Origin of the sequence: Herbaspirillum sp. 3R11, assembly GCF_004563925.1 — a bacterium.
GTDB lineage: Bacteria > Pseudomonadota > Gammaproteobacteria > Burkholderiales > Burkholderiaceae_D > Herbaspirillum.
Genome location: NZ_SPNJ01000002.1, coordinates 454,110 through 478,766, shown reverse-complemented (window position 1 = coordinate 478,766; position 24,657 = coordinate 454,110). Strand labels below are relative to the sequence as shown.

The window sequence follows — 24,657 nt, the reverse complement described above, 5'->3', positions numbered from 1 at the left end:
ATGCGGGCTTTTTTCATGCAGAGGCGGAATACAGGAAATCAGACCGGATTGTCGATGTCAACGAACTGATGCCGGATGCCGAAGTGGTCCGCGAGATGCGCGCCCAGCGCCTGCACGCCGTAGCGCTCGGTCGCATGATGGCCGGCGGCGATGTAGGCGACGCCGGTTTCGCGCGCCAGGTGCACGGTCGGTTCGGAGATTTCGCCGCTGATGTAGACCGAAGCACCGGCGGCAATGGCGTCGCCCAGGAAACCCTGCGCGGCGCCGGTGCACCAGGCGATCTTGCCGAGCACTTGGTCGGCATCGCCGATCAGCAGCGGCGCGCGGCCGAGGCGGCGCTCGATCAGGCGCGCCAGGTCGCCGACGGTGGCGATGTTGGCGTCGGCTTCGGGTACGCCCAGCCAGCCCAGCTTGTCTTCACCGAAACGGTCGCTGCCGACCAGGCTAAGTTGGCGCGCCAGTTGCGCGTTGTTGCCGAGTTCCGCATGGCCGTCCAGCGGCAGGTGATACGCGAACAGATTGACGTCGTTGGCCAGCAGCGCCCTGAGGCGCTTGTGCTTGGTGCCGATTACGCGTGCGTCCTCGCCACGCCAGAAATAACCGTGGTGCACCAGGATGGCGTCGGCCTTGAGATCAAGCGCCGCTTCGATCAGCGCCTGGTTGGCGGTGACGCCGCTGACGACCAGGCCGATTTCCCCGCGCCCTTCCACCTGTAGCCCATTTGGGCAATAATCGCGGTATTGTGCGATATTCAGCGTTTGCGCCAGGTAGTTGGCAAGCTCTTCCCTATTTGCTGTGCGCAGGGTCATCTTTCATCCTCATCTTTATTTCAATATGCGACGTTTTTGGCTGTTGTTTGCGCAAACCGTGACTGTCGGTTTGGCGGTCTGGTTCATTGTAGCTACCTTGAAGCCCGATTGGGCGAGCGGTACGCTCGGTTCCCGGGTCCGTTCCGCCTCCTCCACGGTGCAAATGCAGGAAGCCGCACCGGGCGCCCCCACCCCGAACTCCTATCGCGACGCCGCCCGCCAGGCCATGCCTTCGGTGGTCAACATCTTCACCACGACGGAAGCGCGGCCGCAAAAAAATCCATTCATGGATGACCCGTTCTTCAAGAAGTTCTTCGGCGATCAGTTCGAGGACCAGCAGCAGGACGACAAGCAATCCAGCCTCGGCTCGGGCGTGATCGTCAGCCCGCAAGGTTACATCCTGACCAACAACCACGTGGTCGAAGCCGCCGATGAAATCGAGGTAGCCCTGGCCGACGGCCGCAAGGCGTCCGCCAAGGTGGTCGGCACCGATCCCGAGACCGATCTGGCCGTCATCAAGATCGACCTGCCGAACCTGCCTGCGATCACGCTGGCGCACGTCGAGCAGGCCACCGTCGGCGACATCGTGCTGGCCATCGGCAATCCCTTCGGCGTCGGGCAGACCGTCACCATGGGCATCATCTCGGCGCTGGGCCGCAATCACCTCGGCATCAACACCTTCGAGAATTTCATCCAGACCGATGCAGCCATCAATCCGGGCAATTCGGGCGGCGCGCTGGTCGACACCAACGGCAACCTGCTGGGTGTCAACACCGCGATCTATTCGCGCACCGGCGGCAACCTCGGCATCGGCTTTGCGATTCCCGTGTCGACTGCAAAAACCGTGATGGAAGCCATCATCAACCACGGTCAGGTGGTGCGCGGCTGGATCGGCGTCGAGCCGCAGGACATCACACCTGAGCTGGCGGAGAGCTTCGGCCTGACCAAGAAGACCGGCGCCATCATCGCCGGCGTGCTCAAGAACGGCCCCGCCGACAAGGCCGGCATGAAGCCGGGCGACATCCTCATCAGCGTGGAAGAAAAACCGGTCACCGACACCACCGAAATGCTGAACCTGATCGCCCAGCTGATCCCGGGGCAGAAGGCGAAGATGACGGTGCTGCGCAAGGCGCAGGAGACCACGCTGGAAATCGTCGTCGGCAAACGTCCGCCGCCGAAACGTGAAGAACGAGAGTAAGGAAAGAACGCAACATGCATATCCGTGACCTGACGCAATTCCTCGCCGAACTGTCGGAGAACAACAATCGCGCCTGGTTCGTCATGAACAAGCCGCGCTACGACATCCTGCGCGCGGAGTTCCTCGAACTGGTGACGCAGCTGATCGCCGACATCAGCAAGTTCGATCCCATCATGGCTAGCTGCAATCCGAAGAAGGCGCTGTTCCGCATCAACCGCGACATGCGCTTCTCGCATGACAAGAGCCCGTACAAGACACACTTCTCTGCGTCCCTGACCGCCAGCGGCCTGAAGAAGCCGAGCTCGGGCGGCGGCCCGGCTTACTACTTCCATATTGACGCCGACGGTCAGCTGCTGATCGCGGGCGGCGAATACATGCCGCCGTCGGACCGTCTGCGCGCGATTCGCCAGCGCGTGATCGAAGACGCCGCCGGCTTCAGCAAGGTGCTCAGGAACAAGGCCATCAAGGACAACTACGGCGGCTTGCAGGAAGAAGGCAAGCTGACGCGTCCGCCCAAGGGCTTCGACGCCGACAGCCCGCATCTCGAATACATCAAGCTGAAGAACTTCATCGTCTGGAAGGAATCGAGCATCAAGAAAAAGATCCCGGCCGATATCGGCAAGGAAGTGCTGGCCGGATTCAAGGATGCCTATCCGCTGGTGAGCTGGTTGCGCCAGGTGCCGCTGATCATTGCGGAGTGAAGTCAATTTCGCCGCAAACAAAAAAGCCACTGCATGCAGTGGCCTTTTTAATGCCTGAGGTTTGCGCCGGTCAGCTGCCGACGACGTCCTCACGCTCTTCCGGCGCGCGCGTGGCTTTCTCGAAGATCGGCGCCACCAGCAGGCCGACTTCATACAGCAGGCACAGCGGCACTGCCAGCAACAGCTGACTCATGATGTCCGGCGGTGTCACCACGGCGGCGATGACGAAAGCGCCGACCACCACGTAGGGACGGATCTGCTTGAGCTTGGCCAGCGGCACCAGGCCCATGCGCACCAGCACGATCACGATGATCGGCACTTCGAAGGTGATGCCGAACGCCAGGAACATGGTCAGCACGAAGTCGACATAGCTGTCGATATCCGGCGCCACCGAGACCGACTTCGGCGCAAAGTTGTTGATGAACGGGAACACCACCCCGAACACGAAGAAGTAGCAGAACGCCACGCCCGTGATGAACAGCAGCGAAGATGAAATCACCAGCGGCGCAACCAGGCGCTTCTCGTGCGAATACAAACCCGGCGCGACGAAGGCCCACATCTGGTAAAGCACCCACGGCAGCGCGATCATGAAGGCCATCAGCATGGTGACCTTGACCGGGATCAGGAACGGCGTGATGACGCCGGTGGCGATCATTTTGCTGCCGACCGGCAGCGCACTGATCATCGGCGCCGCCAGCAAGTCGAAGATATGCGCGGACCACGGCATCATGCACAGGAAAATGATGAGCACCGCTGCCGACGCTTTCACCACGCGGCTGCGCAATTCGATCAGATGCGAAATGAAGGTATCTTCGCTACCTGACGTTTTCTGTTCTTCGGCCATGGAATTACTGCAGGAGTGGGATGGAAAACAAGTCCATCGGGATTAGAAAAAACCGGCCGATTTGCCGGCGCCGATAGGACGATATTTGGCCACGCGCGCCGCTGCGGAAATCACGCGGGTGCGGCGGCCACTCTGATTCTTGTACCAGGAAGGAACGCCCGAAGTACGGGCCAGTTTCTTCTTGCGGAAATTCTTGGCCTTGATGACCAGCGCTTCCGGACTTGGCGTGGTGCTCCAGCTGGTGCTACTGCCGGAACTACTGTCGTTCCAGGCGTCGTGGATGGAATTCCCGGCGTCGGTGACGGTCTTGGAAATGCTGTCGTGGACGTCGCCGGCGGCGTCCTGCACGTCCTTTTGCATCTTGCGCAGTTCTTCCAGCTCTATCTCGCGGCTGACTTCCGTCTTGACCTCGTTGATGTAGCGTTGCGCGCGGCCGAACAGCGAACCGGCCATGCGCGCCACCTTGGGCAGACGCTCGGGACCGATGACGACCAGCGCGACAACGCCGATGAGAGCCAGCTTGGTAAGACCGATATCAATCATTGCGAGGGTAACAATCGAAAGTGAATGCCGGGAAAATCAGCGTGCGCGAGGCCGGGCTGGCGGGGCATCAGGAACAACGATAGCCCGCGCAGCCTGGCCAAACCACAAATGGCAAAGCGGTGCGGGCGTCAACGGAAGACTCAGCTGCCGGATTTTTCTTTGTCTTTGGCTTGCACGTCGATAATGGTCTGATCCTTGGCGACAGGCTTGTCTTTGTCTTCTTCTTCGCCCTTGACGCCATCCTTGAAACCCTTGACGGCCTTGCCCAGGTCGGAACCCATATTGCCCAGCTTCTTCGTGCCGAACACCACCATGACGATTACCAGAACAATCAACCAATGCCAGATACTGAACGAACCCATTTTTCTCTCCTAAGCGGACACGCGTGCCCTGTATTCAAATAAATCTTTGATGCAATATTCCTGCCAGGCCGGATGCGTTGTCCTTATCCCTGCAGCACGGACTTGGTGCGCCACGGATGGGCGCCGCCAATGACATGCATGTGGAGATGGTACACCTCTTGGCCGCCGTCCGGGCCTGTATTGAAAAGCGTCTTGAAACCGCCGGTCTTGTTGCCGGTCGCGTCAAGCTGGTAGCCGCATCCCTGTTCCTGCGCCAGTTTTGGCGCAAGCAGGGCCATTTTACCCAATAGCGCCGCATGTTTCTCGCCGCAATCGGCCAGCGTGGCGACGTGCAGTTTCGGAATAATCAGGAAATGCACAGGCGCGGCCGGGTTGATGTCGTGGAACGCCAGCACGTCGTCGTCTTCGTAGACCTTCTTCGACGGGATCTCACCGGCGGCGATCTTGCAAAAAATACAGTTATCCAAAGCTGCTCCTCCTGATGGTGTCTCGATCAATCGCCGTTTTTACGGTCGTGAATTTTTATGCGTTGATTCTGCTGATGCGTTGTCATGCATTGTCCGGACGAGCGGCCTTCTCTTCGAGGCCGGACAAGCCTTCGCGACGCGCCAGTTCGTTGAGCACGTCCTGCGGCTTGAGGTCGAAATGCGCCAGCATGACCATCGAGTGGAACCACAGGTCGGCGCATTCGTAGAGCACCTTAGAGGCGTCGCCGCTGACGCGCGCGTCCTTGGCGGCCATGATAGTTTCCGCGGCTTCTTCGCCGATCTTTTTCAGGATGGCGTCGTCGCCCTTGGAAAACAGCTTGGCGACATACGATGTGGCGGGGTCACCGCCATTGGCCAGCTTGCGCGACTCGATCACGTCGGCAAGGCGGCGCAGTGTTTCACTCATGGCGTTACCTTCGGAGCTGTCTTGCGCACACGCTTCGGCTTTTCCTTGGCCGGCGCGGCTTCGTCGTCTTTCAGCACCGGCTCGACGGTCTGCCATTCGCCGGTGTCGGCATTGCCTTCGAACTTCTGGAAGAAGCAGGAATGACGGCCGGTGTGGCAGGCGATGCCGGCCACTTGCTCAACCTTGAGCAAGACCACGTCTTCGTCGCAGTCGAGGCGGATTTCGTGCACCTTCTGAAAATGGCCGGATTCCTCACCCTTGTGCCACAGCTTCTTGCGCGAGCGGCTCCAGTACACCGCTTCGCCGGTCTGCACGGTGCGAGCCAGCGCTTCGCGGTTCATCCAGGCGAACATCAGCACGTCGTTGGAGCCGACTTCCTGGGCGATCACCGGCACCAGGCCGACTTCATCCCATTTCACCTTGTTCAGCCATTTTGCACTGATGCTCATGCCAGCCTCATCGGAATATTTTGATCCGCCATAAAACGTTTCGCTTCCTGCACGGTGTGTTGACCATAGTGGAAAATGCTCGCCGCCAGCACGGCATCGGCCTTGCCCTGCTTGATGCCGTCGGCCAGATCCTGCAGGCCGCCGACGCCGCCCGAGGCGATCACGGGAATCGCCACCGCATCCGACACCGCGCGCGTGAGCGCCAGGTCGAAGCCGCTGCGCGTGCCGTCTCGGTCCATGCTGGTCAGCAGAATTTCACCGGCGCCGAGTTGCGCCATCTTGCGCGCCCACTCGACCGCGTCCAGCCCGGTAGCGTTGCGGCCGCCGTGCGTGAAGACTTCCCACTTGCCTTCGCCGGTACGCTTGGCGTCGATCGCCACCACGATGCATTGCGAACCGTATTTGCCCGCCGCGTCTTCCACCAGTTGCGGATTGGTCACCGCTGATGTGTTGATGCCGACCTTGTCGGCGCCGGCGTTGAGCAGGCGTCGTACATCGTCAACTGCGCGCACGCCGCCGCCGACGGTCAGCGGAATGAAGACTTGCGAGGCCACCGCTTCGATGATGTCGAGGAGCAGACCGCGGCCGTCCGAGGACGCGGTGATGTCGAGGAAGGTAATTTCGTCCGCGCCCTGCTCGTCGTAGCGGCGCGCGATTTCAACCGGGTCGCCGGCATCGCGCAACTCGAGGAAATTGACGCCTTTGACGACGCGACCGGCCGTCACGTCGAGACAGGGGATGATGCGTTTTGCGAGTGTCATGATGGTTCGCTGTCGGACCCTTCGGACTCCGTCAATTCGTCGGCGCGATCCTGCGCCGAACTCAGGTCCAGCGTGCCTTCGTAGATCGAGCGGCCGCAGATGACCGCTTCGATGCCTTCGTCCTGCACGCCGCACAGGGCTTCGACGTCCTTGATGTTGTGCACGCCGCCGGAGGCGATGATCGGGATCGAGACCGCCTGCGCCAGGCGCACGGTGGCTTCGATGTTGACGCCGCCCATCATGCCGTCGCGGCCGATGTCGGTGTAGACGATGGCTTCGCAGCCGTAGCCTTCAAATTTCTTGGCCAGGTCGATCACTTCATGGCCGGACAGCTTGCTCCAGCCGTCGGTGGCGACCTTGCCGTCCTTGGCGTCGAGGCCGACGATGATCTGGCCCGGGAACGCGCTGCAGGCATCGTGCAGGAAGCCCGGATTCTTCACCGCGGCGGTGCCGATGATGATGTAGGACAGGCCGTCATCAAGATAGCGCTCGATGGTGTCGAGGTCGCGGATGCCGCCGCCCAGTTGCACGGGGATTTCCTCGACGTCGTTCTCGGTGGCGAAATCACGCACCGCCTTGAGGATGGCCTTGACGGCCGATTCGTTCTTCGGCTTGCCGGCGAAGGCGCCGTTGAGGTCGACCAGATGCAGGCGACGCGCGCCTTGCAGCAGCCAGTGCCGCGCCATTTCGGCGGGGTCCTGGGAGAATACGGTGGCTTGGTCCATATCGCCTTGCTTCAGGCGAACGCAATGACCGTCTTTCAGGTCGATGGCAGGTATCAGCAGCATGGCTACGGTAATGACGTTGAGTAAGTGAAGGACAGGTCAGCGCACGGTGTTCGATATGCGCATGGCTTGCCGGTTGGAAAAAGAACTGAGTGAAAATTAAGCAAAAATCAAGGTTTCCAGTGTACGAAATTCCGGTACAGCTGCAAACCCGCAGCGGCACTTTTTTCCGGATGGAATTGTGTTGCAAAAATATTATCGCGAGCCACGGCGCAAGCGAACGGCGCGCCGTAGACAGTCTCGCCGACAGTATGGGCGCTGTCGGCCGGTTGCGCGTAGTAGCTGTGCACGAAATAGAAGTAAGCCTGCTCGTCGACGCCCTGCCACAGCGGATGCACGACCTTCTGATGCACGCGGTTCCAGCCCATTTGCGGGACCTTGAAACGCGAACCGTCTTCCTGGATCTGACCGTCGAGCTGAAAGCGCACCACCTTGCCGGGCAACAAGCCGAGGCCGGGCGTATCGCCTTCTTCGCTCCAGTCGAACAGCATCTGCTCGCCGACGCACACGCCGAACAGCGGCTTGCTGCGCGAGGCCGCGATCACCGCGTCCTGCACGCCGGACTCGCGCAGGCTGCGCATGCAGTCCGGCATCGCACCCTGACCCGGCAGCACCACACGGTCGGCCGCTTCGATGTCGGCGACTTCGCCGGAGATGCGCACGTCGGCTTCAGGCGCGACATGGCGCAGGGCTTGCGCGACCGAGCGCAGGTTGCCCATTCCGTAATCCACTACAACAATTTTATTCATATCGAAAAATGCAAACGCACGGAAAGTGTCAATGGCGGAACGGAGTGTCCCGCCCGGCTCACATTACAGGCTGCCTTTGGTGGAAGGAATCGTTCCCGCCGAACGCGGATCGAGTTCGATCGCCATGCGCAGGGCGCGGCCAAAAGCCTTGAATACGGTTTCGCATTGATGGTGCGCGTTGATGCCGCGCAGATTGTCCACATGCAGCGTGACTTGTGCATGATTGACAAAACCATGGAAGAACTCGCTGGTCAGGTCGACGTCGAAGCCGCCGATCATGGAGCGGGTAAAGGGGATGTGATATTCCAGGCCGGCACGGCCGGAGAAGTCGATCACCACGCGCGACAGCGCTTCGTCCAGCGGCACGTAGGCATGGCCGTAACGGCGGATGCCCTTCTTGTCGCCGATGGCCTTGGCGAAGGCCTGGCCGAGCGTGATGCCGACGTCTTCCACGGTGTGGTGCGCATCGATGTGCAGGTCGCCCTTGGCCTGGATGTCGAGGTCGATCAAACCGTGGCGCGCGATCTGGTCCAGCATGTGATCGAGGAAAGGCACGCCGGTGTCCAGCTTTTGCTGGCCGGTGCCATCCAGGTTGATCGCGACGCGGATTTGCGTCTCGTTGGTGTTGCGGACGACTTCTGCAGTTCGTGGAGTTGACATGATCAGGGTAAAACAGACATTACAAAAGTGACAAAGGTGATTCCTAGATGCGCTCTTGAAGCGTTTCTTTCAAGGCGATCAGGAACAGGGAATTCTCTTTGGGTGTACTGACATTGACTCTGAGGCAATTTTGCAGCGATGGATGCATTTTACCGGCATTTTTGACTAATACCTTACGTTGCAGCAGCCCGGCGAATACTTTATCCGCATTTGCCAGCCGGATCAGCAGGAAATTGGCGGCGGACGGGAACACTTCCACGCCGTCGAGCCCTGCCAGCGCCGCCGCCAGACCGGTGCGCGCATTGCGCAATGCCGCCGCCTGACGGTCCAGTTCGGCGGTGTGGTCGAGCACGAACTCGGCCGCCGCCTGCGTCAGCACGTTGATGTTATAGGGCGGCCGCACCTTGTCGAATTCCTGCAACAAGGCCGCGCTCGCAGCCATGTAACCAAGGCGGATGCCGGCCAGGCCGAGCTTGGAGACGGTGCGCATGACCACCAGATTGTTGAATTCCGGCAAGCGCGGCATGAAGCTTTCCTGCGCAAACGGCTGGTAGGCTTCATCGACCACCACGATGCCGTCGTCACCGACGGCGCGGATCACCGCTTCGATGTCGGCCACGTCATACAGCGTGCCGGTCGGGTTGTTGGGATACGCCAGGTAAGTAATCGCCGGCCGGTGCGCGGCGATCGCCGCCAGCATGGCGTCGCGATCGAGCGTGAAGTCGGCCTTGAGCGGCACGCCGATGTACTCGAGCCCGGCGAATTTCGCCGACACGCCGTACATCACGAAGCCAGGTTCGGGCGCCAGCACTTTGGCGCCGGCCTGGGCGCATGCTACCGAGACGATGGAAATCAGTTCATCCGAACCATTGCCCAGCAGCACGTCGAAGCCGGTCGGCACGCCCATGTGGCGGCACAGTTTTTCCTTGAGCAGCGTGTAGGACGGCACCGGATAACGGTTCAGCGCCACCTCGGCCAGGCGTTGCCCGAGCTCGTCGCGCAGGGCCTGCGGCAGCGTGTACGGATTTTCCATGGCGTCGAGTTTGACGAAGCCGGCAGCGTCCGGCACCGGATAGGCGGACAACGCGCGCACGTCGGCGCGGATGATGCGTTCAACCAGGGACTTGCTCATCGGAGGTCTGTGTCGAAGTGGGATCAAGATCGGCCACGCGCTGATCGATCAGCGCGCAATAGGCCGGGTTCAGTTCAAAGCCGACAAACTGGCGGCCGCAGCGTCGCGCCGCCACCGCCGTAGTGCCGCTGCCCATGAAGGGATCCAGCACCACGCCGCCGGGCGGGCACGAGGCCTTGATCATGCGCTCGACGATTTCGAGCGGCTTCTGGGTCGGATGGTCGGCGCGTTCCTTGTGCTCGCGATGCAGGCGCGACACGCTCCAGACGTCTTTCGGGTTGTAGCCCATTTCCAGCCACTTGGCGCCGACGAAGATCGAGCGCGAGCGCGCCTTCTTGGTCTGGGCGTCGTAAGGAATGCGGATGGCGTCGAGGTCAAAATAGTAATCTTTTGCGCGCGCGAAGAAACCGATGGTGTCGTGCACCGACGAATACTTGCGCGTGCTGCCGCCCATGGACGGCACGCGGCGGTCCCAGACGATTTCGTTGAGCATGGTCATGCGCCGCTTGAGCATGACGAAAATTTCCGGCGAGTAACGCCAGGTCAGGAAAATGTAAAGACTGCCGTTCGGCTTGAGCTTGGGAAGCGCGACATCGATCCACTGCTCGGTCCAGGCCAGGTAGGCGTCGTTGTCGAGCTTGTCGGAGTCGTTGCCGTAATCCTTGCCGAGACCGTAAGGCGGATCGGCGATCAGCAGGTCAATCTCGCCGTCGGGGATGCGCGCCAGACCGTCCAGCGCATCTTCGCAAAAAACGCGGTCGCGCCAGCTCATCGCCGACCTGGCCGGACTGACTGACCTGGCTGAACGCGCAGTGTCGTCCGCATTGTCGTCACTTGAGGCGCAACTCGGCGGAACGGGCGTGTGCCTGCAAACCTTCGCCGTAAGCCAGTTCGGCGGCAACCTTGCCCAGTGTCTGGGCGCCGGCTTCGCTGACCTGAATGATGCTGGAGCGCTTCTGGAAATCGTAGACGCCGAGCGGCGACGAGAAACGCGCGGTGCGCGACGTCGGCAACACGTGGTTGGGACCGGCGCAGTAATCGCCCAGCGCTTCGGAAGAAAAACGGCCGAGGAACATGGCGCCGGCGTGACGGATCTTGTCGGCCCATTGCTGCGGCTGTTCGGTGGAAATTTCCAGATGCTCGGCGGCGATCGCGTTGGCGATCTCGCAGGCTTCGTCCATGTCGCGCACTTTGACCAGCGCGCCGCGATCGGTCAGCGACGTGCGGATCACATCCTTGCGCGGCATGGCGTCGAGCTGCTTGTTGATGCTGGCCTCGACCTTGGCGATGTAATCGGCATCCGGGCACAGCAAAATGGATTGCGCCAGCTCGTCATGCTCGGCTTGCGAGAACAGGTCCATGGCGATCCAGTCCGGATCGGTGCTGCCGTCGCAGATCACCAGGATCTCGGACGGGCCGGCGATCATGTCGATGCCGACCGTACCGAACACGCGACGCTTGGCGGCGGCCACGTAGGCGTTGCCGGGACCGACGATCTTGTCGACTTGCGGAATCGTGTCGGTGCCGTAGGCCAGCGCGCCGACGGCTTGCGCGCCGCCGATGGTGAACACGCGGTCGACGCCGGCAATCGCCGCAGCGGCCAGTACCAGTTCATTCTTCACGCCGTCCGGGGTCGGCACCACCATGATGACTTCCTGCACGCCGGCGACCTTGGCCGGGATGGCGTTCATCAAGACCGACGACGGATAGGCGGCCTTGCCGCCCGGCACGTAAATGCCGACGCGATCCAGCGGCGTGACCTTCTGGCCCAGCACGGTGCCGTCGGCCTCGGTGTAGAGGAAACCGTCGGAGCCGCATTCCTTCTTCTGGCGTTCATGGTAGGCGCGCACGCGATCGGCGGCAGTCTGCAAGGCGGCGCGACGCGCGGCGGGCAAACCGTCCAATGCTTTTTTCAACTCATCCTGACCGATTTCCAGCGCGGAAACGGCGGTAGCCGACAGGCGATCAAAACGGTTGGTGTATTCCAGCACGGCGGCGTCGCCGCGCGCCTTGACGTCGGCCAGGATGCCGGCGGCAGCGCGATCGATAGCCTCGTCTTCGCCGGCTTCAAAGGCCAGCACGGACGACAGGGTCTGCCTGAAACCGGCGTCGGTGGAGTCGAGTTTTCGGATTGCTATGCCCATGATGTCGCCTTCGGTGCTTTCAGTACGTTCGATGCTTGCGCTGTGATGTTCAGCGTATGCGTCTGTTATGCGTTGGCCTGCGACGCTCTTTCGAATGCCTCCAGGATCGGTTGCAGACGTTCGCGTTTCAGTTTCAGCGCGGCCTGGTTCACCACCAGGCGCGATGAAATTTCCATGATGTGCTCGACTTCGACCAGCTTATTGGCGCGCAAGGTGCCGCCGGTGCTGACGAGGTCGACGATGGCGTCGGACAGACCGACCAGCGGGCCAAGCTCCATCGAACCGTACAGCTTGATCAGGTCGACGTGCACGCCCTTGGACGCGAAATGTTCACGCGCGGTCTTGACGTACTTGGTGACCACACGCAGGCGCGCGCCCTGGCGCACCGCGCTGGCGTAATCGAAACCTTCCTGCACCGCGACCGACAGGCGGCACTTGGCGATGTTCAGGTCGATCGGCTGGTACAGGCCTTCGCCGCCATGCTCGAGCAATACGTCCTTGCCGGCCACGCCGAAATCGGCGGCGCCGTATTGCACGTAGGTCGGCACGTCGGAAGCGCGCACGATAATCACGCGCACGGCCGGATCATTGGTCGGCAGGATCAGTTTGCGCGAGGTCTCGGGATCTTCGGTGACTTCGATGCCGGCGGCCTTGAGCAGCGGCAGCGTTTCTTCGAAGATGCGGCCCTTGGACAGAGCGAGAGTGAGTTGCTGGGTCATTGTTTGCTAGCGATTATTTAACGCGTTCGATCTGGGCGCCGATCGACGACAGTTTGTTTTCCATGCGATCGTAGCCGCGGTCGAGGTGATAGATGCGCTCGATCAGCGTCTCGCCTTGCGCGGCCAGGCCGGCGATGACCAACGACGCCGAGGCGCGCAGGTCGGTCGCCATTACCGGCGCGCCGATGAATTTTTCCACGCCCTTGACGATGGCGGTGTTGCCTTCAATGTCGATGGCGGCGCCGAGGCGGTTCATTTCCTGCACGTGCATGAAGCGGTTTTCGAAAATCGTTTCAGTGACGTGGCTGGTGCCTTCGGCGATGCAGTTCAGCGCCATGAATTGCGCCTGCATGTCGGTCGGGAAGCCTGGATATTCGGTGGTGCGGAAGCTGACTGCCTTGGGACGACGCGCCATCTGCACGCGGATCCAGTCGTCGCCTGTCGTCAGGATGACGCCGGCTTCACGCAGCTTGTCGAGCGCAGCGTCGAGCAGGCTGCTGCGGGTATTCTTCAGTGTGACGTCGCCGCCTACGGCCGCCACGGCGCACAGGAAGGTACCGGTTTCGATGCGGTCGGCAATGACGGTGTGCGACGCGCCGTGCAGCTTGTCGACGCCCTGGATCACCAGGCGGTCGGTGCCGATGCCTTCGATCTTCGCGCCCATCGCGACCAGCAGGTGCGCCAGGTCGCTGACTTCAGGTTCACGCGCGGCGTTTTCCAGCACGGTCTCGCCTTCGGCCAGCACCGCCGCCATCAGCAGGTTTTCGGTGCCGGTGACGGTGATCATGTCGGTCACGATGCGGGTGCCCTTGAGGCGCTTGGCCTTGGCGTAGATGTAACCTGCGTCGATGGTGATTTCCGCGCCCATCGCCTGCAAACCCTTGATGTGCTGGTCGACCGGACGCGAACCGATGGCGCAGCCGCCCGGCAGCGACACCTTGGCTTCGCCGAAGCGCGCCAGCAGCGGACCGAGCACCAGGATCGAGGCGCGCATGGTCTTCACCAGTTCATAAGGCGCTTCGAGCTTGGTGATGTCATTGCCGTTGAGGGTGACGCTGTGATCGTTCTGCTCTGCGCGCAAACCCATCTGGCGCATCAGTTTAAGAATCGTGCTCACGTCCTGCAGGTTCGGCACGTTCGACAAATTCAACGTATCGGCGGTCAGCAGGCCGGCGCACAGAATAGGCAGCGCAGCATTCTTGGCGCCGGAGATGACGACTTCGCCGGAGAGGCGATTACCGCCGCGGATTAAAAGCTTGTCCATGAAAAAGCTAGGCCTTATTTCTGAAATTCTTCGGGAGTGAGGGTCTTCATCGACAGGGCGTGAATTTCCTCGCGCATGCGATCGCCGAGCGCCGCGTAGACCAGCTGGTGACGCTGGATCAGACGCTTGCCGGCGAAGGAGTCGGACACGATGACGGCGGTAAAGTGCTGGCCGTCGCCCTCGACTTCGAGGTGCGAGCAGGCCAGGCCGGCAGCGATGTAGTTCTTAACGAGTTCAGGTGTGGGTAGCATGATGCGGCTCTTCACTAGGTAATCAAGGTAACTGGCGAACGTCGGACGTCGCCATCAATATGCGTCGATGTGCGTCAATGTGCGCCCGCGCGCAGTTTGTAGCCGCTCTTCAGCATCCGTACCGCCAGCGTCGACAGCGCGATGAAGAACACCACGACAATCGCCAGGCTGATCAGGGGATTGATGTCGGACTGCCCGAAAAAGCCGTAGCGGAAACCGTCAATCATATAAAAGAACGGGTTGAAATGCGAGACCGTTTGCCAGAATGGCGGCAGCGAGTGGATCGAATAGAACACGCCGGCCAGGAAGGTCAGCGGCACGATCAGGAAATTCTGGAACGCCGCCAACTGGTCGAACTTCTCCGCCCAGATCCCGGCGACCAATCCCATGGTGCCGAGAATGGCAGCGCCCAGCAAGGCGAAGATCACGATCCACCACGGCGCCACGAAGCTCAGGTGACCGAACCACGCCGTCACCACGAACACACCGGCGCCGACGATCAGGCCGCGCACGACTGCTGCCAGCACGTAGCCGCCGAACATTTCCCAATGCGACAACGGAGTCAGCAGCACGAATACTAGGTTGCCGGTGATCTTGGACTGGATCAGCGAGGACGAGCTGTTGGCGAAGGCGTTCTGCAACACGCTCATCATGACCAGCCCGGGCACCAGAAAGCCGGTGTATTGCACGCCCGGATACACCTGCACGCGGTCTTGCAACACGTGGCCGAAGATCATCAGGTACAGCATGGCGGTCATGATCGGCGCCGTCACGGTTTGCGTGGCGACCTTCCAGAAACGCAGCACTTCCTTGTAAAACAGTGTTTGAAAACCGGTCATTTGACACCTCCCATGATCTGGATGAAGACATCTTCCAGATCAGCCTGTTGCAGCTGCATGTCGTCGATCACCGCGCCGCCTTCGCGCAGCGCCGCCAGGATAGGCTCGACGTCGTTGTAGTCGTTCACGCGCAGCGTGTATTTCAGGCCGGACAACAATTCTTCGGGATGCGTCACCAGCGGACGCAGGCTGTCGGGCAAGCCGCCCGACTTCAGGCGCAGCACCAGTTGCGAACCGGAAATGCGCTTGATCAGCGCATCCGTCGAATCCAGCGCCACCACCTTGCCGAACTTCAGCATGGCGATGCGGTTGCACAGCGCCTGCGCTTCTTCCAGATAGTGCGTGGTCAGCACGATGGTGTGACCTTCGCGATTGAGGCGACCGATGAATTTCCACAAGGTCTGGCGCAACTCGACGTCGACGCCTGCGGTCGGCTCGTCGAGCACGATCACCGGCGGCTTGTGCACCAGCGCCTGGGCCACCAGCACACGCCGTTTCATGCCGCCGGACAGCGCGCGCATGTTGGTGTCGGCCTTGTTGGTGAGGTCCAGGTTGTCCATCACCTCGTCGATCCAGCGATCGTTGTTCTTCAAGCCGAAATAGCCGGATTGCATGCGCAGCGTTTCGCGCACGGTAAAGAACGGGTCGAACACCAGTTCCTGCGGCACCACGCCGAGCTTGGTGCGCGCCGCACGGTAATCGGTGACGACGTCGTGACCGTGGATGGTGACCGAGCCGGAATCGGCGCGATTCAAGCCGGCCACGATCGAGATGAGCGTGGTTTTGCCGGCGCCGTTGGGGCCGAGCAGGCCGAAAAATTCACCCTCTTCTATCGAGAGTGAAACTCCGCCCAGGGCCTGTAGCGACTGATAGCGTTTTTCGACGTTGTTGATCTGTAGAGCTGCCATTTTTTGGTCCGTATTCGGGACGCGTCAGAGTAAGCAAAAGGGAACGAATCAGGCTGCCGGCCTTTTGCATCAAGGCAACAAGCGGTACAGCGAAACGTTGGATTATAGGGGATTTCCGCTCTTGCAGCCGGAATGGGGGAAGCGGCTGCCGGCATTGCCGGCGGCCTTCAGGAGATCAGTGGTGTCGGTCGGATGCGGAAGTCGGCGCGCCCAGCAGCGACGCGGCGCCGTACAAGTCAACCAGGCTTTGCAGGTTGGCCGGCAGCACGCCGAATTGCAGCACCAGCCCCTTTTGCCGGGCGGCGCGTTGCCACGCCAGCAAGGTGGCGACGGCGGAAGAATCCACGGTCGCAACGCCGCTCAGGTCGATCGCCGACTGGCCGCCGGCAATTGCCTGCAGACCGGCCGCCAGCGTGGCGCTGGCGTTGTCGGCGGTAAGGGTGGCGGCGGGTTTGAACATGTCAGGTTTCCTGTCGGTCCCGATTACTTCTTGCCCGAACGCGCAGCCAGCTGCTTGTTCTTGTCGGACAGGCTCTTGATCAGGCCGTCGATGCCGCCCTTGGTGATTTCGCTGTTGAAGGTGCCTTTATAAGCCTCCACCAACCACGCGCCCATCACGTTGACGTCGTACATCTTCCAGCCCGACGACAGCTTTTCAAGACGATAGCTCAGTTGGATCGGCTCGCCGCGCGACTGGATCACTTGCGAACGCACTTCCACTTCAGTGTCGGCCGGATCGGCGCGCAGCGGCTTGTATTCGATCTTCTGGTCGCGGATTTGCGACAGCGCGCCGGAGTACGTATAGATCAGCAGGCTGCGGAATTCGGTGATCAGCTGCTTCTGCTGTTCAGGCGTCGCCTGACGCCAGTAGCGGCCGGCCGCCAGCGAGGTCATGCGCTCGGAATCGACGTAAGGCAAGATTTTTTCTTCCACCAGGGCAACGATGCGATTGATGTTGCCGGCCTGGATTTCCTTGTCGCTCTTGGCGGTGTTGATGACGTCGTCGCTGATGCGCTTGACCAGCGCGTCGGGCGCTTCCTGCGCCGAGGCAGCAGAAGCGAACGTCAGCGCGGAAGCCGACAGGGCAATCGCCAGGAATTTGGTAAGCATGTTCATAATCTACGATCCATTCATAAATAGGGCGCCGTTTCTCGCGACCACTACCGCTCAAACCGCGCCGGACATCATCCGGTGCACTGTTGTCGGTCCACTTTGCCATAAAAATGCGGCGAGTGTCCGGCAGGTATCCAAACGGATACCGGATATACAAAGTGGTTGCATTCTCCGGATTTTCAAGTGAGGCCGGGCGCGATGATCGCGCCCGGCCGTTTTCCACCTGTAATGCAGGTCACGCGCCGGTTAAGGCTTGACGACTTCTTCCTTGCCGCGGTGATCGTCCTTGTTGCCGTCGATCTGCGACTGACGGCTTTGCAGGTAGGTGTCACGCACGAAGTCATACTTGTCGAGCGCGGCGTCTTCCAGCAGGTTCGAGGCGTCCAGCAACTGCGCACGCTTGTCGATCACGCGCACCACCGAACCGACGTTGCGCCAGCGCACCGGCTTCTTGTAGCTCCACAGGTCGCCGTAAAAATCGGCCGGCAGCGCTGCCGTGTCGCGAATCGTCGATGGTCCCAGCAACGGCAGCACGACGTACGGGCCGGAGCCTACGCCCCATTTGCCCAAGGTCTGGCCGAAGTCGGACTTCTGCTTCGGCAAACGCGCTTCGGTACTGACGTCGAGCACGCCGACCAGACCGAAGGTGGTATTGACCGCCACGCGCATGAAGCTGGTGACGCCGGTTTCAATACGGCCTTGCAGTACCTGGTTCACCGCCGACCAGAGGTCGCCGATGTTGCCGAAGAAGTTGCCGATGCCGGTCTGCACGAAATTCGGCAAGACGAACTGATAGGCCTGCGCGGCCGGTTTCAGCGCCACCTTGTCGACGGTGTCGTTGAAGCTGAACATCGCGCGGTTGAAGCCTTCAAGCGGGTCGTTCGGGTTTTGCGACGTGGCGCAACCACTGAGCGCGGCAACCATGGCCAACGCCCCAATGCGAGCTGTTATTTTCATTTTGAATTATCCTTTCCCTCTGCTGCCTTGCTATATAAGAACTGGCTGATCAGGTTCTCCAGCACGATCGCCGATTGCGTCATCTTGATCGTGTCGCCTGCCGCCAGATTTTTTACATCACCCCCCGGTTCGATACCGATGTATTGCTCACCAAGCAGACCTGAAGTCAGGATCTTGGCCGAACTATCCTTTGGAAACTGGTAGCGCTCGTCCATATTGAGCGTCACCGATGCCTGGAATGTCTTGTCGTCGAAGCGGATCGCGTCAACCCGGCCGACCACCACGCCGGCGCTCTTGACTGCGGCGCGCGGCTTCAGGCCGCCGATGTTGTCGAACTTGCTCGTGATCGAATAGGTCCTCTGATTGAACGAGAACGAGCTCATGTTGCCCGCCTTGAGCGCGAGGAAAACCAGCGCGGCCGCTCCCAGCAAGACAAACAAGCCCACCCACACGTCTAATGTTTTACGTTGCATACACTGCCATCCTAAAAATCAATCCGAAGCCCGCGATGAAGTTCGTTACGGACTTGCCCTCATTATTTCCGACGCTATTTCTGACGCTATTTCCGACTACGCTGCTCAGCTGAACATCAGCGCCGTCAGCAGGAAATCCAATCCCAACACCATCAGCGAAGCGATCACGACCGTGCGCGTGGTGGCGCGCGAAACGCCTTCCGGGGTCGGCTTGGCTTCATAGCCCTGATACAGGGCAACGAAGGTTACCGCAATACCGAAAACGATGCTCTTGAGCACGCCGTTGGCGATGTCATTCCAGACATCGACGCCGCCTTGCATCTGCGACCAGAACGCGCCTTCGTCGACGCCGATCATCAGTACACCCACAATATAACCACCCATCACACCGACGGCACTAAAAATCGCGGCCAGCACGGGCATGGCAACAACACCGGCCCAGAAGCGCGGCGCGACCACGCGCTGCAGCGGATCGACGGCCATCATTTCCATGGCCGACAATTGCTCGCCGGCTTTCATCAGGCCGATTTCGGCGGTCAGCGACGTCCCCGCGCGACCGGCGAACAGCAAGGCGGTCACGACCGGTCCCAGTTCGCGCGTCAGCGACAAGGCCACCAGCAGGCCCAACGCCTGTTCGGAGCCGTATTTGTTGAGCGTGTAATAACCTTGCAGGCCGAGCACGAAGCCAACGAACAGGCCCGACACGGCGATGATGACCAGCGAATAGTTGCCGATGAAGTGAATCTGATCGGTGATCAGGCGCGGACGGCGCCACAAACCGCCCGACGAGCGGATCACGGTCCAGAACATGCGCGCGGCGAAACCGAGGCCGAGCACGAATTCGCGCAGGGAGCGGCCGATGCCGCCCAGGAAACCAGCGATCATTGATGCCCTCCCAGGCCGACGTCCTCTGCCAGCGAGCGGCCCGGATAATGGAACGGCACCGGGCCGTCGGCCTCGGCGTGCACGAATTGCTTCACGTAAGGGTCCTGCGAGGCGCGCATTTCATCCGGCGTGCCTTGCGCGACGATCTTGCCTGCCGACAGGAAATAGACGTAGTCGGCGATACCGAACGACTCGTTGACGTCATGCGAGACCAGGATCGAGGTCGAACCGAGCGCGTCGTTGAGCTTGCGGATCAGGTTGGCGGTGACGCCCATGGAAATCGGATCGAGACCGGCGAACGGCTCGTCATACATGATCAGCGCGGGATCCAGCGCGATTGCGCGCGCCAGCGCCACACGGCGCGCCATGCCGCCGGAAATCTCGGCCGGCTTGAGCGACGCGGCATTGCGCAGGCCGACCGCGTTGAGCTTGAGCAGCACCAGATCGCGGATCAGTTCTTCCGGCAAGTCGGTGTGTTCATGCAGCGGGAAGGCGACGTTGTCGAACACCGTCATGTCGGTAAACAGTGCGCCGTTCTGGAACAGCATGCCCATCTTGCGGCGCAGGCGATACAGATCGCGCGTGGCTAGCGACGGCACGTTCTCGCCGTCGACCGTCAGCGTACCCGATTGCGGACGCAACTGGCCGCCGATCAGGCGCAGGATGGTGGTCTTGCCGGAGCCGGAGCCGCCCATGACGGCAATCACTTTTCCACGTGGGAAGTCCATGCGAAGGCCCGACAAAATCGGGCGGTCCCCATAGCCAAAGTGCAAGTCGCGGATTTCTACGATGTTAGGCAAGACGTATACCAAGAATTCTCCAAAGGCGACATTGTAGAGCAAAAACAGCAATTGCTTCCGGCAGGGCAATAGGCAGTGTAAATACAATCCAACATCAAACCGGGCAATTAACGTCTTGAAACAAACCGATAACACTTCAACTGACCAATCTCGGCGACTTGGGATGCTTTTCTTATGTTTCCGCGTCGCAGCACAAACCTTGCCGGGGATGCCGCACCAGCCACAGCAAAGCTGCGGATCGGCCGCCCGACTTGATACAATACCGCTTTTGATTAAGAAAGAATTTTGTCATGAGCCTCAAATGCGGCATCGTCGGCCTGCCCAACGTCGGTAAATCGACCCTGTTCAATGCCTTGACCAAGGCGGGCATTCCCGCTGAAAACTATCCGTTCTGCACCATCGAACCGAACGTCGGCATGGTCGAAGTGCCCGATCCGCGCCTGCAGGCGCTGGCAGAGATCGTCAAGCCGGAACGCATCCTGTCGGCCACCGTGGAATTCGTCGACATCGCCGGCCTGGTGGCCGGCGCCTCCAAGGGTGAAGGCCTGGGCAACCAGTTCCTGTCCCACATCCGCGAAACCGACGCCATCGTCAACGTGGTGCGCTGCTTTGAAGACCCGAACGTGATCCACGTGGCCGGAAAGGTCAGCCCGCTGGACGACATCGCCGTGATCCAGACCGAACTGGCGCTGGCCGACATGAGCACCGTCGAAAAAGCGATCCACCGCGAACAGAAAAAAGCGCGCTCGGGCGACAAGGACGCCGCCAAGCTGGTGGCGCTGCTGGAACGCATCATGCCGGCGCTGGACGATGCCCAGCCGGTGCGCGCACTCGGCCTCGACGCGGAAGAAATGCTGTTGATCAAGCCGCTGTGCCTGATCACCGCCAAGCCGGCCATGTACGTGGCCAACGTGTCCGACACCGGCTTCACCGACAATCCGCTGCTGGACCTGCTGACCAAATACGCAGCGGAACAAGGCGCACCGATCGTCGCCATCTGCGCCTCCATCGAATCGGAAATCGCCGACCTCGAGGACGCCGACAAGACTGAATTCCTGAACGACATGGGCATGGAAGAGCCGGGTCTGGATCGCCTGATCCGCGCCGCCTTCAAGCTGCTCGGCCTGCAGACCTACTTCACCGCCGGCGTCAAGGAAGTGCGCGCCTGGACCGTACCGGTCGGCGCCACCGGCCCGCAGGCGGCCGGCGTGATCCACACCGACTTTGAACGCGGCTTCATTCGTGCGCAGACCATCGCCTACGAAGACTACATTGCCTACAAGGGCGAAAACGGCGCCAAGGAAGCAGGCAAGATGCGCGCCGAAGGCAAGGAATACGTGGTCAAGGACGGCGACGTGATGAACTTCCTGTTCAACGTCTAAGCCATTGCCATCCCTATGAGCAGCAAGAAGCACAACAAACCTGCGGCGGCCAGTGCCGTTGCAGGTTCCAGCGGCGCCACCCCTGCCGCGACAATTCCGGAAATCCGCCCGGGTCAGTCGATCGAACTGCTCAAGGAGTTGCACATCCTGACGCGCGACGGCAAGCTCAACCAAGACAGCCGCCGCAAGCTCAAGCAGGTCTATCACCTGTACCAGTTCATCGAACCGCTGCTGCAGGAGATCCGCAACGCGCATCCCGATGTCAGCGTGGTCGATCATGGCGCCGGCAAGTCTTATCTCGGCTTCATCCTGTACGACCTGTTCTTCAAGGCGCTGGAAGGCGATTCGCGCATCTACGGCATCGAGACGCGCGAAGAGCTGGTGCAGAAATCGACCGAGCTGGCAAAACGCCTGGGCTTCCCCGGCATGTCCTTCCTCAACCTGTCGGTGGCCGACTCGATAGGCTCGACCGCGCTGCCCGAACAGATCGACGTCGTCACCGCCCTGCACGCCTGCGACACAGCCACCGACGACGCCATCCACTTCGCGCTGAAAAAACACGCGCAGTTCATCGTGCTGGTGCCGTGCTGCCAGGCCGAAGTCGCCTCGGTGCTCAATCGCAACAAGGGCGCCTCGCTGGGTCGCACCTCGCTGACCGAACTGTGGCGCCATCCGCTGCACACGCGCGAGTTCGGCAGCCAGGTCACCAACGTGCTGCGCTGCCTGCAACTGGAAGCCCACGGTTATCAGGTCAGCGTCACCGAACTGGTCGGCTGGGAACACTCGATGAAGAACGAACTGATCATCGCCCGCTACAAGGACCTGCCGCGCAAGCGGCCGACCGAACGCCTGCAGGACGTGTTGCAGTCGCTCGGCCTGGAAGAAATGGGCGAGCGTTTTTTCAGCACGCTGTAAGCCAATCGCGGCGCGCTGGTGGTAAGCTTGTGCGTCCGCAGCAAATGCTGCCGGGCAAGGGGAACGCGGCTCCGGCCAGCGTTGAGGGTATCCAGGGAAACAAGCAAAAACGGCACAAGACCGGACCACGATGAATAGCGCTGTCGACACCCAAGCATTGCTGGTGGAAAACCAGCAGTTGCACGCCGAGTTGCAGGACCTGCTGGAGCAGGCCCGCATCAACCAGCAGATCATGCAGCGCCACCAGGATTTCGACCTGCGCCTGATCGGCTCAAGCGAATTCCGCGACCTGATCGAAACGGTGTCGCTCTTGATGCCCAACACCTTCAGCCTGGAAATCGTCACGCTGACGCTGGTCGACTACGCCTTCGACGTGCGCCGCATCCTGCACGACCTGCAAATCGGTCTCGACGAATATCCCAACCTGCTGTTCCTGCCGGAAGACGGCCCCGTCCTGCCGCTGGAGAAACCCACGCTCGGCCCCTACCAGCACGAATTGCATCAGTCGCTGTTTCCGTTTTACCAGCCCGCCAGCGTGGCGATCCTGCCGCTGACGCGCCATCAGAAACTGATCGGCTACCTGGCCCTGGGCAGCGCCCATGAAGGCCGCTTCACCGGCAACCTGGCGACCGACTTCATCGAGCGGCTGGCCTCGGTGGTGGCGATCTGCCTCGAAAACGTCATCAACAACGAGCGCCTCAAGCACATCGGCCTGACCGATCCGCTTACCGGCGTCAACAACCGCCGCTACATCGAACAGCGCATGCAGGAAGAAATCGGCCGCGCCCAACGCGACCGTTCGGCGCTGTCCTGCCTGTTCATCGACATCGACCACTTCAAACGCGTCAACGACAAGTTCGGCCACCAGAGCGGTGACGACGTGTTGCGCGAAGTGGCGACGCGTATCAAGAAGGAATTGCGCCTGAGCGATTCGCTGGGACGTTACGGCGGCGAAGAATTCATCGTGCTGCTGACCCAGGCGACCATGCAAGACGCCGAGCGCATCGCCGAACGCATTCGCGCCAGCGTGGCCCAGCAAGTCATTGAGATTGTCGGCGCCGACGAAGCATTGCAGATCACCGTCTCCATCGGCGCCGCCTCGCAGACGCCGCCCGACCGCAGCATGCCGGCCGACCAGGCCCGCCAGAAACTGATCGCCAGCGCCGATGAAGCGCTTTACCGCGCGAAAGAAGGCGGCCGTAACCGCGTGATGCTGGCGGTTTAGAGCAGCTGCGCCGCTACCCGGCGGTCACGCACCAGCCACGGCGTGGCGATGATCAAGGCGCCGCCGATCAGATCCTGGACGCGCAATTCCGCCGCGCCGAACAGCCACGCCGACACGGCGGCGATGATGATTTCCACCAGCATGACCACCGCCGTGATGTTCGCCGGCAGCCGCGACACGCCGTATTGCAGGCTCAGGTTGGACACCATGAACAGCACCGACCACAAGGCCAACGTCGGCACCGACGGCGCGCCGATGGCGCCGGGCCAGGCGATCAGTCCGGATACCGCCAGCGCTGCGCCCAAGATAATCGAGAGCAACGCGCCGCCGCTGAGCATGGCGATCGCGCGGGCGCCGTCGGCGACGTCGTGCAGGCGACGCAACATGACGTTGTTGACCGCAAAGAAGAAACCACCGGCCAGCGCCACCCAATCGGCCAGGTCGTGCGGCAGCGGCACGCCGATTGCCGGCTGGTACAGCACGATGACGGCGCCGGTAAGACCCAGCGCAATGCGTAACAAGGCGCGCTGCGTGATCGGCTCGTGCAGCACCAGTCGCGCCAGGATCACGGCCCAGATCGGCATCAGGTAAAACAGCAGCACCACGCGCACCACATCGCCGAACGCCACCGCGCCGTTGAAGGCGGTGTTGGTCAGGCCGGAGGCAATCGCGACATAAATCAACTCGGGATGCTTGCCGATCTCGCGCAGCGATTTGCGCTTGAGCAGCAGCATCCACAGCGTGCAGCAGGAAAAGATGATCGCGGTCGCCCACAGCGGATGGATGCCCTGCTGCTGCAGGGATTTGAAGGCGATCCAGGACAAGCCCCAGATGGTGGTGTTGACGAGCAGTGCGCCGACTGCGCGCGGCGGGATGTGTTGCATGAGTACCGTTT

31 protein-coding genes are annotated in these 24,657 nt (G+C 61.2%); 5 read left to right on the top strand and 26 right to left on the bottom strand.

The window, feature by feature from the left end; all coding sequences use genetic code 11:
- Positions 1-38: 38 nt before the first annotated feature.
- Positions 39-809 carry a Nif3-like dinuclear metal center hexameric protein gene (locus E4P32_RS10475; protein ID WP_116434256.1) on the bottom strand — a complete coding sequence of 257 codons (771 nt, stop codon included), beginning with the start codon at positions 807-809 and terminating at the stop codon, positions 39-41.
- 25 nt (positions 810-834) lie between these two features.
- On the opposite strand from E4P32_RS10475, the gene E4P32_RS10470 reads away from it, so the two are divergent.
- Complete coding sequence (locus E4P32_RS10470; protein WP_116434257.1) at positions 835-2,007, top strand: Do family serine endopeptidase; 1,173 nt, start codon at positions 835-837, stop codon at positions 2,005-2,007.
- Positions 2,008-2,021: 14 nt separating this feature from the next.
- Complete coding sequence (locus E4P32_RS10465) at positions 2,022-2,708, top strand: DUF2461 domain-containing protein (RefSeq protein WP_016834680.1); 687 nt, start codon at positions 2,022-2,024, stop codon at positions 2,706-2,708.
- A 70-nt stretch (positions 2,709-2,778) separates the two neighbouring features.
- On the opposite strand, the gene tatC is transcribed toward E4P32_RS10465, so the two are convergent.
- The 24 genes from tatC to E4P32_RS10345 form a co-directional block, all read right to left on the bottom strand.
- The gene (gene tatC / locus E4P32_RS10460; RefSeq protein ID WP_116434258.1) at positions 2,779-3,552 is read right to left on the bottom strand and encodes a twin-arginine translocase subunit TatC; all 774 of its coding nucleotides are present in this window, start codon (positions 3,550-3,552) and stop codon (positions 2,779-2,781) included.
- Positions 3,553-3,594: 42 nt separating this feature from the next.
- Complete coding sequence (gene tatB / locus E4P32_RS10455; RefSeq protein ID WP_116434259.1) at positions 3,595-4,095, bottom strand: Sec-independent protein translocase protein TatB; 501 nt, start codon at positions 4,093-4,095, stop codon at positions 3,595-3,597.
- 140 nt (positions 4,096-4,235) lie between these two features.
- The gene (gene tatA, locus E4P32_RS10450; protein WP_016834683.1) at positions 4,236-4,457 is read right to left on the bottom strand and encodes a Sec-independent protein translocase subunit TatA; all 222 of its coding nucleotides are present in this window, start codon (positions 4,455-4,457) and stop codon (positions 4,236-4,238) included.
- Positions 4,458-4,540: 83 nt separating this feature from the next.
- On the bottom strand, positions 4,541-4,924 hold the full coding sequence (locus tag E4P32_RS10445; protein WP_116434260.1) for a histidine triad nucleotide-binding protein: 384 nt from the start codon (positions 4,922-4,924) through the stop codon (positions 4,541-4,543).
- A gap of 82 nt (positions 4,925-5,006) precedes the next feature.
- A complete protein-coding gene (locus tag E4P32_RS10440) occupies positions 5,007-5,351 on the bottom strand; it encodes a phosphoribosyl-ATP diphosphatase (RefSeq protein WP_116434261.1) in 345 nt (114 codons plus the stop codon).
- Positions 5,348-5,800: a phosphoribosyl-AMP cyclohydrolase gene (gene hisI / locus E4P32_RS10435; RefSeq protein WP_116434262.1), complete on the bottom strand. Its 453-nt coding sequence runs from the start codon at positions 5,798-5,800 to the stop codon at positions 5,348-5,350. The genes E4P32_RS10440 and hisI overlap by 4 nt, the downstream gene beginning before the upstream one ends.
- Positions 5,797-6,561: an imidazole glycerol phosphate synthase subunit HisF gene (hisF, locus tag E4P32_RS10430; protein ID WP_053195368.1), complete on the bottom strand. Its 765-nt coding sequence runs from the start codon at positions 6,559-6,561 to the stop codon at positions 5,797-5,799. The genes hisI and hisF overlap by 4 nt, the downstream gene beginning before the upstream one ends.
- The gene (gene hisA, locus E4P32_RS10425; protein WP_116434263.1) at positions 6,558-7,349 is read right to left on the bottom strand and encodes a 1-(5-phosphoribosyl)-5-[(5-phosphoribosylamino)methylideneamino]imidazole-4-carboxamide isomerase; all 792 of its coding nucleotides are present in this window, start codon (positions 7,347-7,349) and stop codon (positions 6,558-6,560) included. Before hisA ends, hisF begins: the two co-directional genes overlap by 4 nt.
- A gap of 107 nt (positions 7,350-7,456) precedes the next feature.
- Positions 7,457-8,095 carry an imidazole glycerol phosphate synthase subunit HisH gene (gene hisH, locus E4P32_RS10420; protein WP_116434264.1) on the bottom strand — a complete coding sequence of 213 codons (639 nt, stop codon included), beginning with the start codon at positions 8,093-8,095 and terminating at the stop codon, positions 7,457-7,459.
- Positions 8,096-8,158: 63 nt separating this feature from the next.
- Positions 8,159-8,755: an imidazoleglycerol-phosphate dehydratase HisB gene (gene hisB / locus E4P32_RS10415; protein WP_116434265.1), complete on the bottom strand. Its 597-nt coding sequence runs from the start codon at positions 8,753-8,755 to the stop codon at positions 8,159-8,161.
- 43 nt (positions 8,756-8,798) lie between these two features.
- On the bottom strand, positions 8,799-9,887 hold the full coding sequence (hisC, locus tag E4P32_RS10410; protein WP_116434266.1) for a histidinol-phosphate transaminase: 1,089 nt from the start codon (positions 9,885-9,887) through the stop codon (positions 8,799-8,801).
- The gene (locus tag E4P32_RS10405) at positions 9,868-10,659 is read right to left on the bottom strand and encodes a site-specific DNA-methyltransferase (RefSeq protein WP_116434267.1); all 792 of its coding nucleotides are present in this window, start codon (positions 10,657-10,659) and stop codon (positions 9,868-9,870) included. The genes hisC and E4P32_RS10405 overlap by 20 nt, the downstream gene beginning before the upstream one ends.
- Before the next feature lie 58 nt (positions 10,660-10,717).
- The gene (gene hisD / locus E4P32_RS10400; RefSeq protein ID WP_116434268.1) at positions 10,718-12,031 is read right to left on the bottom strand and encodes a histidinol dehydrogenase; all 1,314 of its coding nucleotides are present in this window, start codon (positions 12,029-12,031) and stop codon (positions 10,718-10,720) included.
- Positions 12,032-12,096: 65 nt separating this feature from the next.
- Positions 12,097-12,750, bottom strand: a complete 654-nt coding sequence (hisG, locus tag E4P32_RS10395) for an ATP phosphoribosyltransferase (RefSeq protein ID WP_116434269.1) — start codon at positions 12,748-12,750, stop codon at positions 12,097-12,099.
- 13 nt (positions 12,751-12,763) lie between these two features.
- Positions 12,764-14,014 carry a UDP-N-acetylglucosamine 1-carboxyvinyltransferase gene (murA, locus tag E4P32_RS10390; RefSeq protein ID WP_116434270.1) on the bottom strand — a complete coding sequence of 417 codons (1,251 nt, stop codon included), beginning with the start codon at positions 14,012-14,014 and terminating at the stop codon, positions 12,764-12,766.
- A 14-nt stretch (positions 14,015-14,028) separates the two neighbouring features.
- Positions 14,029-14,265 (bottom strand): BolA family protein, encoded by a 237-nt coding sequence (locus E4P32_RS10385; protein ID WP_029363541.1) that lies wholly within the window; start codon positions 14,263-14,265, stop codon positions 14,029-14,031.
- A 74-nt stretch (positions 14,266-14,339) separates the two neighbouring features.
- Positions 14,340-15,104: an ABC transporter permease gene (locus tag E4P32_RS10380; protein WP_116434271.1), complete on the bottom strand. Its 765-nt coding sequence runs from the start codon at positions 15,102-15,104 to the stop codon at positions 14,340-14,342.
- Positions 15,101-16,012, bottom strand: coding sequence for an ABC transporter ATP-binding protein (locus E4P32_RS10375; RefSeq protein ID WP_116434272.1), 912 nt, complete (start codon positions 16,010-16,012; stop codon positions 15,101-15,103). Before E4P32_RS10375 ends, E4P32_RS10380 begins: the two co-directional genes overlap by 4 nt.
- A 175-nt stretch (positions 16,013-16,187) precedes the next feature.
- Positions 16,188-16,472: an STAS domain-containing protein gene (locus E4P32_RS10370; protein WP_116434273.1), complete on the bottom strand. Its 285-nt coding sequence runs from the start codon at positions 16,470-16,472 to the stop codon at positions 16,188-16,190.
- Between the two features lie 23 nt (positions 16,473-16,495).
- The gene (locus E4P32_RS10365; protein WP_116434274.1) at positions 16,496-17,128 is read right to left on the bottom strand and encodes an ABC transporter substrate-binding protein; all 633 of its coding nucleotides are present in this window, start codon (positions 17,126-17,128) and stop codon (positions 16,496-16,498) included.
- Positions 17,129-17,371: 243 nt separating this feature from the next.
- Positions 17,372-18,082, bottom strand: a complete 711-nt coding sequence (locus tag E4P32_RS10360) for a VacJ family lipoprotein (RefSeq protein ID WP_116434275.1) — start codon at positions 18,080-18,082, stop codon at positions 17,372-17,374.
- On the bottom strand, positions 18,079-18,555 hold the full coding sequence (mlaD, locus tag E4P32_RS10355) for an outer membrane lipid asymmetry maintenance protein MlaD (RefSeq protein ID WP_116434276.1): 477 nt from the start codon (positions 18,553-18,555) through the stop codon (positions 18,079-18,081). Before mlaD ends, E4P32_RS10360 begins: the two co-directional genes overlap by 4 nt.
- Positions 18,556-18,660: 105 nt before the next feature.
- Positions 18,661-19,440 carry a lipid asymmetry maintenance ABC transporter permease subunit MlaE gene (gene mlaE / locus E4P32_RS10350; RefSeq protein ID WP_116434277.1) on the bottom strand — a complete coding sequence of 260 codons (780 nt, stop codon included), beginning with the start codon at positions 19,438-19,440 and terminating at the stop codon, positions 18,661-18,663.
- A complete protein-coding gene (locus tag E4P32_RS10345; protein ID WP_199525627.1) occupies positions 19,437-20,240 on the bottom strand; it encodes an ABC transporter ATP-binding protein in 804 nt (267 codons plus the stop codon). Before E4P32_RS10345 ends, mlaE begins: the two co-directional genes overlap by 4 nt.
- A gap of 290 nt (positions 20,241-20,530) precedes the next feature.
- On the opposite strand from E4P32_RS10345, the gene ychF reads away from it, so the two are divergent.
- The 3 genes from ychF (at position 20,531) to E4P32_RS10330 (ending at position 23,762) form a co-directional block, all read left to right on the top strand.
- A complete protein-coding gene (gene ychF, locus E4P32_RS10340; protein ID WP_116434278.1) occupies positions 20,531-21,622 on the top strand; it encodes a redox-regulated ATPase YchF in 1,092 nt (363 codons plus the stop codon).
- Positions 21,623-21,637: 15 nt separating this feature from the next.
- A complete protein-coding gene (locus E4P32_RS10335; protein WP_116434279.1) occupies positions 21,638-22,537 on the top strand; it encodes an SAM-dependent methyltransferase in 900 nt (299 codons plus the stop codon).
- Between the two features lie 130 nt (positions 22,538-22,667).
- Complete coding sequence (locus tag E4P32_RS10330) at positions 22,668-23,762, top strand: sensor domain-containing diguanylate cyclase (RefSeq protein ID WP_116434280.1); 1,095 nt, start codon at positions 22,668-22,670, stop codon at positions 23,760-23,762.
- Here E4P32_RS10330 and E4P32_RS10325 read toward each other — a convergent pair.
- Positions 23,759-24,646, bottom strand: a complete 888-nt coding sequence (locus E4P32_RS10325) for a DMT family transporter (protein ID WP_167735705.1) — start codon at positions 24,644-24,646, stop codon at positions 23,759-23,761. The genes E4P32_RS10330 and E4P32_RS10325 overlap by 4 nt on opposite strands.
- Between the last annotated feature and the right edge of the window lie 11 nt (positions 24,647-24,657).

Bases quoted from the DNA above. Each gene is read 5' to 3' on its own strand.
- E4P32_RS10330 (WP_116434280.1), top strand. From the start codon at position 22,668: ATGAATAGCGCTGTCGACACCCAAGCATTGCTGGTGGAAAACCAGCAG.
- E4P32_RS10365 (WP_116434274.1), bottom strand. From the start codon at position 17,128: ATGAACATGCTTACCAAATTCCTGGCGATTGCCCTGTCGGCTTCCGCG.
- E4P32_RS10470 (WP_116434257.1), top strand. From the start codon at position 835: ATGCGACGTTTTTGGCTGTTGTTTGCGCAAACCGTGACTGTCGGTTTG.
- hisI (WP_116434262.1), bottom strand. From the start codon at position 5,800: ATGAGCATCAGTGCAAAATGGCTGAACAAGGTGAAATGGGATGAAGTC.
- E4P32_RS10370 (WP_116434273.1), bottom strand. From the start codon at position 16,472: ATGTTCAAACCCGCCGCCACCCTTACCGCCGACAACGCCAGCGCCACG.
- E4P32_RS10385 (WP_029363541.1), bottom strand. From the start codon at position 14,265: ATGCTACCCACACCTGAACTCGTTAAGAACTACATCGCTGCCGGCCTG.
- tatB (WP_116434259.1), bottom strand. From the start codon at position 4,095: ATGATTGATATCGGTCTTACCAAGCTGGCTCTCATCGGCGTTGTCGCG.
- E4P32_RS10360 (WP_116434275.1), bottom strand. From the start codon at position 18,082: ATGAAAATAACAGCTCGCATTGGGGCGTTGGCCATGGTTGCCGCGCTC.
- E4P32_RS10375 (WP_116434272.1), bottom strand. From the start codon at position 16,012: ATGGCAGCTCTACAGATCAACAACGTCGAAAAACGCTATCAGTCGCTA.
- mlaD (WP_116434276.1), bottom strand. From the start codon at position 18,555: ATGCAACGTAAAACATTAGACGTGTGGGTGGGCTTGTTTGTCTTGCTG.
- hisD (WP_116434268.1), bottom strand. From the start codon at position 12,031: ATGGGCATAGCAATCCGAAAACTCGACTCCACCGACGCCGGTTTCAGG.
- ychF (WP_116434278.1), top strand. From the start codon at position 20,531: ATGAGCCTCAAATGCGGCATCGTCGGCCTGCCCAACGTCGGTAAATCG.
- E4P32_RS10475 (WP_116434256.1), bottom strand. From the start codon at position 809: ATGACCCTGCGCACAGCAAATAGGGAAGAGCTTGCCAACTACCTGGCG.
- tatC (WP_116434258.1), bottom strand. From the start codon at position 3,552: ATGGCCGAAGAACAGAAAACGTCAGGTAGCGAAGATACCTTCATTTCG.
- hisF (WP_053195368.1), bottom strand. From the start codon at position 6,561: ATGACACTCGCAAAACGCATCATCCCCTGTCTCGACGTGACGGCCGGT.
- E4P32_RS10325 (WP_167735705.1), bottom strand. From the start codon at position 24,646: ATGCAACACATCCCGCCGCGCGCAGTCGGCGCACTGCTCGTCAACACC.
- mlaE (WP_116434277.1), bottom strand. From the start codon at position 19,440: ATGATCGCTGGTTTCCTGGGCGGCATCGGCCGCTCCCTGCGCGAATTC.
- E4P32_RS10405 (WP_116434267.1), bottom strand. From the start codon at position 10,659: ATGAGCTGGCGCGACCGCGTTTTTTGCGAAGATGCGCTGGACGGTCTG.
- hisG (WP_116434269.1), bottom strand. From the start codon at position 12,750: ATGACCCAGCAACTCACTCTCGCTCTGTCCAAGGGCCGCATCTTCGAA.
- hisA (WP_116434263.1), bottom strand. From the start codon at position 7,349: ATGCTGCTGATACCTGCCATCGACCTGAAAGACGGTCATTGCGTTCGC.
- E4P32_RS10465 (WP_016834680.1), top strand. From the start codon at position 2,022: ATGCATATCCGTGACCTGACGCAATTCCTCGCCGAACTGTCGGAGAAC.
- hisB (WP_116434265.1), bottom strand. From the start codon at position 8,755: ATGTCAACTCCACGAACTGCAGAAGTCGTCCGCAACACCAACGAGACG.
- E4P32_RS10380 (WP_116434271.1), bottom strand. From the start codon at position 15,104: ATGACCGGTTTTCAAACACTGTTTTACAAGGAAGTGCTGCGTTTCTGG.
- E4P32_RS10440 (WP_116434261.1), bottom strand. From the start codon at position 5,351: ATGAGTGAAACACTGCGCCGCCTTGCCGACGTGATCGAGTCGCGCAAG.
- tatA (WP_016834683.1), bottom strand. From the start codon at position 4,457: ATGGGTTCGTTCAGTATCTGGCATTGGTTGATTGTTCTGGTAATCGTC.
- hisH (WP_116434264.1), bottom strand. From the start codon at position 8,095: ATGAATAAAATTGTTGTAGTGGATTACGGAATGGGCAACCTGCGCTCG.
- hisC (WP_116434266.1), bottom strand. From the start codon at position 9,887: ATGAGCAAGTCCCTGGTTGAACGCATCATCCGCGCCGACGTGCGCGCG.
- murA (WP_116434270.1), bottom strand. From the start codon at position 14,014: ATGGACAAGCTTTTAATCCGCGGCGGTAATCGCCTCTCCGGCGAAGTC.
- E4P32_RS10335 (WP_116434279.1), top strand. From the start codon at position 21,638: ATGAGCAGCAAGAAGCACAACAAACCTGCGGCGGCCAGTGCCGTTGCA.